Origin of the sequence: Nonomuraea zeae (assembly GCF_005889725.1) — a bacterium.
In the GTDB taxonomy this organism is placed as follows: Bacteria; Actinomycetota; Actinomycetes; order Streptosporangiales; family Streptosporangiaceae; genus Nonomuraea; species Nonomuraea zeae.
The window spans coordinates 1-6,809 of the sequence record NZ_VCKX01000467.1 but is presented as its reverse complement, the minus strand read 5'-3'; the positions used below and the strand labels follow the sequence as shown (position 1 = coordinate 6,809).

General features: G+C 61.5%; 4 protein-coding genes, 1 tRNA gene and 1 pseudogene. 2 read left to right on the top strand and 4 right to left on the bottom strand.

Annotated features, from left to right (window positions below; all coding sequences use genetic code 11):
- Positions 1-140: 140 nt before the first annotated feature.
- A pseudogene (locus ETD85_RS59060) lies at positions 141-473 on the top strand (transposase); the annotation flags it as partial.
- 130 nt (positions 474-603) lie between these two features.
- Here ETD85_RS59060 and ETD85_RS59055 read toward each other — a convergent pair.
- The gene (locus ETD85_RS59055) at positions 604-1,236 is read right to left on the bottom strand and encodes a hypothetical protein (RefSeq protein ID WP_138698548.1); all 633 of its coding nucleotides are present in this window, start codon (positions 1,234-1,236) and stop codon (positions 604-606) included.
- Between the two features lie 67 nt (positions 1,237-1,303).
- Entirely contained in the window at positions 1,304-4,033 is a 2,730-nt protein-coding gene (locus ETD85_RS59050; protein ID WP_170247442.1) for an Ig-like domain-containing protein, read from the bottom strand.
- Positions 4,034-4,418: 385 nt separating this feature from the next.
- On the opposite strand from ETD85_RS59050, the gene ETD85_RS59045 reads away from it, so the two are divergent.
- Positions 4,419-5,462, top strand: a complete 1,044-nt coding sequence (locus ETD85_RS59045) for an integrase core domain-containing protein (RefSeq protein WP_206059575.1) — start codon at positions 4,419-4,421, stop codon at positions 5,460-5,462.
- 7 nt (positions 5,463-5,469) lie between these two features.
- Here ETD85_RS59045 and ETD85_RS59040 read toward each other — a convergent pair whose 3' ends face one another.
- Both ETD85_RS59040 and ETD85_RS59035 read right to left on the bottom strand, forming a co-directional pair.
- Complete coding sequence (locus tag ETD85_RS59040) at positions 5,470-5,922, bottom strand: hypothetical protein (RefSeq protein WP_138698546.1); 453 nt, start codon at positions 5,920-5,922, stop codon at positions 5,470-5,472.
- 199 nt (positions 5,923-6,121) lie between these two features.
- Positions 6,122-6,195: transfer RNA gene (locus ETD85_RS59035), tRNA-Ile, on the bottom strand.
- Between the last annotated feature and the right edge of the window lie 614 nt (positions 6,196-6,809).

Below are 6,809 nucleotides of genomic sequence, written 5' to 3'. Positions count from 1 at the left end.
GTCGGCGCCTGCACTCGGCGCTCGGCTACCGGCCACCCCTGGAGGTTCTCAACGAGGCCCTTTCAACCCCAGCGGCCGCATAGGCTGCACTCATAACACGGCTGTCCGGAATCACCGTGGCCCCTCACTCCGACGCCGACCGTGAGCTGGCCGGCCAGCTCAGCTCCAGCTGCGCGGAGATGACCATCCTTGCCACCTCCGTCCGTGACTTCGCCGCCCTGCTCAAACCCGACCCCGACAATGCCGAAGGCCTCGACTCCTGGATCACCGTGGCCCGCGAGGCGAACCTGCCCCACCTCCACAGCTTCTGCACCGGCCTCGACCAGGACCGCGCCGCCGTCAACGCCGGACTCACCCTCCCGCATCACAACGGCGGCACCGAAGGCGTCAACAACAAGACAAAAATGATCAAACGACAGATGTACGGACGGGCTGGCTTTTGGCTGCTACGCCACCGGATCCTGCTCGGGTGACATCACGATCAGTCACCACCGTTTCTGCGACAGAGCCGAAAACCGTACAGTCCCATTCCCAGGCCGGTGTGGAGACAGCAGGCGGATCGGGAGTCGATCGCGAGCTGTAGCGACTTCTTCCAGATGCCCTCTAGCTTCCGGTAGTGGGCGGCTCCAGAAATGCCCGAAAGGCGCTGTCATCGAGCGGTTGCGGTGGTTGCTCGATGATAAAAAAATCATCTGGCTTATGGCCGCCGCGGATGAAGCGTTCTAAGAGCTCAGCGCCGGCGAATCGTTCCAGCAGACGCAGGGCAGCATGACGACGGTCCGCTGCCCAGTCAAGACCGTGCAACTGCGCATCCATCGCGGCGAGGTCTCCGCCGATGCGATTCGAGGGCCGTCTGGGGTCGAAGGCCACGGCTAGGTGGCCGTTTCGTGCGTACGCGATCAACCGCCGCCAACCGCCCCATCCAGGTATAGTTCCGCCCTGCCAGCATACCGATACAGCCTCATACCCTGCGCCAGCGATCTTCGCTAGTGTCTCGGGTTGCGCGCCACGGCAGCCGCCGTTCACCTCCGAGACCAAAGCACCTTCCCCCCATTTATTTACTGTAACCAGTCTTGGGTCCTCAGACCAATCGCTAAGGGTGATGCCGTCCGATAAAGGCGTATAGTGGTCCAGTCGCAGACGCCGTGCTCCGATCAGCCTCTCTACTGCTTTTGGATCCGCTTCGAAAGCATAAAGCAGGCAGGCTTCCTCAATGAACTCTACTTGTACATCCATTCGATACGCCTCCATCGAGCGGGCCGGTGAGGCGCGAAAGGGTTAGTCCCTTTCGCGCCTCTGGCTGTTATTCGAACTTGGGCATGACGCCATTTGTCATGATGATGTTCCAGAACGGATCATCGTACAGGACGCGATAGCGCCAGTAGAACCAGTTGAGGCTTGTTCCGGCGGAACGGTTTTGATTCAAATTGACGCGCTGCACCGAGAAGTTGTTGGTGAGTGCGCCAGTCTTGTAGACGCGTCCTGCGCCCTCATAGGACGAGTGGAAGGGGTATTCGTCGCAGTCCGCGCCCGCTACCGGCGGCAGCGGGGCGCATGTGGCCTCGACAATGTCCTCCGTCTGCTCAGCTATTGCACTTTCCGTATCCACTCGATGCAGCGGCTTGTGCCGGAAACTGTAGATGTTCGCGGCCAGATTACCTGGCACTTCCTTGCCGCTCTGTTGCGGGGTGGTATTTCCCGCATCGTTGAACGCTTTCTGGATGTGCAGGGCCACCCCAGCATGGCTCGCGCTCGTCGTGTCGTAGGCCATCGTGCGTGGCGATGGGCTGGGGACGATGCAACCTCCGAGATGCTGGCTCATGTAGGGAACCTCATCGCACCGGACGACAGGTGGATCGTCCCGGTACAGCCAGAAGCTCTCAGATCCATACCGCGACCTTACGGTGAGCTTCGGACTGAGCGTGCAAGTACCCACCTGTACCGACCCTAGACTACTGTCCATGGCGGACACGGCGGTGAAATCGGCACGGTCGTATGCGATCCAGTCCTCGATACTGCCCGATCGGTGATGCTCATTGGGTCCGTACAGATCGCATTGGCGTGGAGTAGGCGAGCCGGCGCGGTGCAGCGAGACGACTAATTCGACCCCGCTCGTGAGTCCGGCCCTCTTCAGACTGCTTATCTGCATCCGCACATCGATCTCTGTATTGAGACTGGCCTCATCGTCCCGGAAAGCGCGGAAACTGTTCTGGCTGCCGATGCGCGTGTGAATGAGGGTCGTCGCACGGAATTGGAGCCATCCGAGCGGCACCTTCGAGGTCTTGTCGTAAAGTGTGATGCCATAGTAGTGGGTATAGCACCAGTTGAAGGTGTTCACGTGATGCCAGATGTGAGACTCCGCAATGCAGTCATTGAACCAGACTCGCTTGTAACTGAATTCCTCTGGTTCTGTCGCCGCCGCTGCTGATGGCGCCTGCCGTGGCTCTGCCGGTCGTGTTCTGATCGCTCGCACCGGTGTACTGCCGTCGCATGGGCCGAGGTCTTGCCAGGCAGGGTGCACACCAGGTTCGTCGCCTGGATCGGCCCACTCCTGCCCTACCACCCAGAGGTGGCCGTTGTGCGAAACCTGGTCACCCCACCAGTAATCCGTCTGCGCATCCCATGCCAGGGCAGTACAGGGCGCCGCCGAAACTGTGGTAAATGTCCACGTGTAAGGCGCGCTCATGGAATTTCCGGAGCTGTCCGTAGCACCGCTCACCTCTGCGGAGTAAGCGGTATTCGCAGCCAGAGCCTGGGCAGGCGTGAAACTGATCAACTGACCACTCTGCTCAGTGCTCGCCGTACCAGGAACAGGATTTCCCGCCGCATCCTTAAGAGTCAGCTGGGCTCCTGAAACCGTCTCACTGAAAGTGGCCTGGACAATAGTGGCCGTGGGCGCGTCCGCACTGTTCGCGGCCGGCACTGTCTCGATCACCGAGGGCGGCGTGGTGTCAGGTTGCGGTTCGGCCGGTGGCAGCTCATCCGCGCCGACAATAGTCGCCGCGTCCCTATTTGCAGCACTTTCCATGCGGGCGCGCAAGTCCTCGACCGTTACGGGCGATGGATCCAGATCTTCCGGCACCGTCTCGATCTGCATCGCCAGTGCTTCTGTGTAGGACGGCGGCTCGGTGAGCTCCGGGCCCTCATAAGAGTAGACGATTGCCTCCGGTTCCTGCGGGGTGTCATACTCCACGAATAGAACCGGCCCTCGGCCGTCGACACCCGCCCATTCTGTACTTAGGAACTCGCGGAAGTTTGAGGTGCCTCCAGTGTCGCCATAGGATGCGATCTGCAGACCGTAATTGGGCTCACCGTCTGCCCATGCCTGGACGATGTCCTCGATGGAGTAGTACAACTCCTGCGAAAGCTGGGAACAATAGACATAGCTGCCGTTCGCTTTCCTGATGCGACCGACTCCACCGCCCTTGACTTCCTCGCCTGTCGTGGTGACCGAGGGTTGCCTATCCCAGCGCAGGCTCACCGAACTGGAAGAACTCAGCGACCAGTCGCTGGTGACACGCCGGACGACCATCTTCGGGGTGTTCTCGTCACCTCCGCAATGGGTGGTGATGTAGTTCCAGGGACGTACGTCAGCGTTGATAATGGGGCGCCCGTACCACGGGGCATTACTTAGATCGTACTTGAGGTAAGAACGGTAGATGTAGTAGGAGCTTGCTCCGTCGAAATTGTTACGGCCGGCAAGCAGCGAATCCATGTACTGCTGGCCACTTCCCATGGTGAACCGGGAGTCGTTGCTGACAAAGGTATCCGTAGGAAATCCGGCACCGTACCAGGGAGTAGGATTGCTCACCAGAGTCACTGGATACGTGGTCGCCGGATCGGCCAGGAGCGTCATATCCGGCTTATGGATGAGCTCGGTTCCGTCAAGTTCGGTTTCGACGGCGCTTATCTTTCCGGCGGCGAGTGACGCGGTAGCGGCGGCGTCCAGTATCAAGGCGGGTGTAAGCTCAGCAACCTTCTTGTCGCCGCCGTCAAACACCTCGGCGCGGCCTGACCTGTTGCGGTACTTCAACCCATCACCTGGATCAAGTGCGACCCGGAAAGTCGGCTGCCGTATGGGCCGTTGCCTGATGACAGTCTTCTGTCGAATCCCTGCCGGTGTGACCTCAAGCACCAAGTCGATGCCCTTGCCGTAGGCATCGGTATATGTGGCAGAGTTACCGGACAGCGTTGGAGCCGGCAACTTCGCGGCCGCGGCAATCTGAGTGATTCCCCGGGCGGACTTGACTCGCAGCAGTCTTGTATCACCTCCAGCAGAGAGCCGTACAGCGTCCTTGACCTGTCCCGCTCGAAAACACGGTTTCATGCTGTGAGCTGGGGTTTTGCTGCGTGATCAGAGCGACGGCTGCGACCATCGCAAGGTGTTGTTGTCGCTTGTCTACCGGTTGGTGAGGTGCTTGTTCGGCCTGCTGGCGGTGCTGGTCCGCTCCGATCTATCCAAGGACGTTGAGCTGCTGGTGCTCCGTCATGAGAATCAGGTGCTGCGTCGTCAGCTCGGTGACCGGCCGCGGTGGGGACACGTCGACCGGCTCTGGCTCACAGCGTTGTCGAGGCTGGTTCGCCGCCGCCGGTGGGCGGAGGTGTTCCCGGTCACGCCGGCGACGATCTTACGCTGGCATCGCAACCTGGTAGCGCGTAAGTGGACCTTCACCGACAGGCGGCGCCCTGGACGGCCATGCACCCGCCGACCAGTCAAGGCACTGATTGTGCGGATGGCGCGGGAGAACCCGACCTGGGGGCACAGGAGGATCCAAGGCGAGTTGGCTCGCGTGGGTTACCCGATCGCAGCATCCACGGTGTGGGAGATCCTGCACACGGCCGGTATCGACCCGGTGCCCCGCCGGGCGGGGCCGAGCTGGCGGCAGTTCCTGGCCGCCCAGGCCCACGCGATCATCGCGTGTGACTTCCTGGTGGTCGAGACCATGCTGCTCAAACGGTTGTACGTGCTGGTCTTCATCGAGCACGGCACCCGGAGACTGCACCTTGCCGGAGTGACCGCGCACCCAACCGGGGCATGGACGGTGCAGCAGGCTCGCAATCTCGTGATGGACCTGGGCGATCGCATATCCGGGCTGCGGTTCGTGATCCACGACCGGGATCCTCTCTTCACCTCCGCCTTCCGGGAGGTCTTCACCGCCGAAGGGCTGCGGGACATCACCACCCTGCCGCGGACGCCGAGGATGAACGCCATCTGCGAGCGCGTCATCGGCACCCTACGCCGCGAACTCCTGGACCGCATCCTGATCCTCAACGAACGTCACCTGGTACTCGTGCTCCGCGAATATCTGATCCACTACAACGGGCACCGGCCGCACCAGTCACGGCAACAGCGTCCCCCGGACATCGCATCGCAGCCCGCCCGCGACCTGACCGACCTACGATCCATCCGCCGAAAACCCGTCGCCACAGGCACGATCAACGAATACCACCACGCCGCTTAACCGCAGCTCAGACCACGTAACTCAATATTCGAGCGGCACAGGGTTTGGCGAGCATCCATTCGACCCATTCGCGTAGTACGCGGCGGGTGACCTGGTTGAGTGGCAGGTGGCCGAAGCGGGGGAAGACATGGCGTTCGGCTTCGGCGAGGTAAGTGGCGCGTTGGGTGGGGGAGGCGCCGAGGCGGGTGGCGTAGTTGTGGCCGGCGTAGTGTTCGAAGTTCGGCATGTCAGGGTCGTGTGTGGGGTCGTAGTTGGGGTCTTCGATGCCGCGGCAGCCTTTGGGGTAGCCGTGCGGCCTGTTCTCGCCGCTGAGCGTGACTAGGGAGGCGAAGTCGTCGGCGACCTGGCGGTCATAGCAGGTCTCGAAGTCTTCCTTGCTGTTCCTGCCGCCGCCGATGCGCCATTTGACCAGCCAAGACTTCGCGCCGTTCTTGGCCGTGCGTTCGATGATTCTCGCCACCTGTGTCCCCCCTTTGACGTGCTGGTGGCATGGTGACGGACGCCGGGGCTGGCGGGCGGCAGGGACGCGCGCAGCATGATCAAACACCGACTGCCGCGTGGCGAGATGCGGGAACATTGGGGGAACATGATCTTGAGGTGATCAGTAACCACTCGCGAGCATCGCCCAAAAATAGGCCGTTGACCTGCGGTGATATCGGTAGGGCGGGTGGGACTTGAACCCACGACCCACGGATTATGAGTCCGATGCTCTGACCGGCTGAGCTACCGCCCCTGGATGAAGTTGTACGGCGTGCGGCGGACCTGGAGAGGATCATGCCGAGCCCTTGCGCATGCTAAGGCTAGAGCATCGGATCCGGTCGTGGTGCCCGGCCGAACGGGAGACGAGTCTCCGCGGACATCATTCCATGCCCGGCATGGTTGTTGGAGCCCATGTGGATCATAATCGGGTCTCGGTTGGGGAGGGGGTGGGGGAGCGCCGGCCGTGGGCGGAAAACCGGGTGTGGGTCGCGGTGGGTGCGGGTTAAGGTGAAGGTGGCTGATCACGTAGGTGATGGGCCGTCAGGTCTGGTGTCGGCACGGGTCGAAGCGCGTCGGTTATCCACTTCTAATGGGGAGGTCGCGGGTTCGAATCCCGCCGCAGCCTCGGCTGTGTAGCTCAGTGGCCAGAGCGCCGAGTGCCGGTGTGCGGTCCCATATCCGTGCCGGCTCCAGACCAGGCGGGTCCCGAGCGACGCTGGTAGGGGCCTGCCTCTTATACACATCTCCGAGCCCACGAGAGCCTAAGACAACTCGTATTCCGTCTTCTGCTTGGAAAAAAGAAACCGAAGCGGAGAGAGCAGAAGAGAAGAAAGCTATACGAGAGAAAGCGAAAGTAAAACGGAAGGC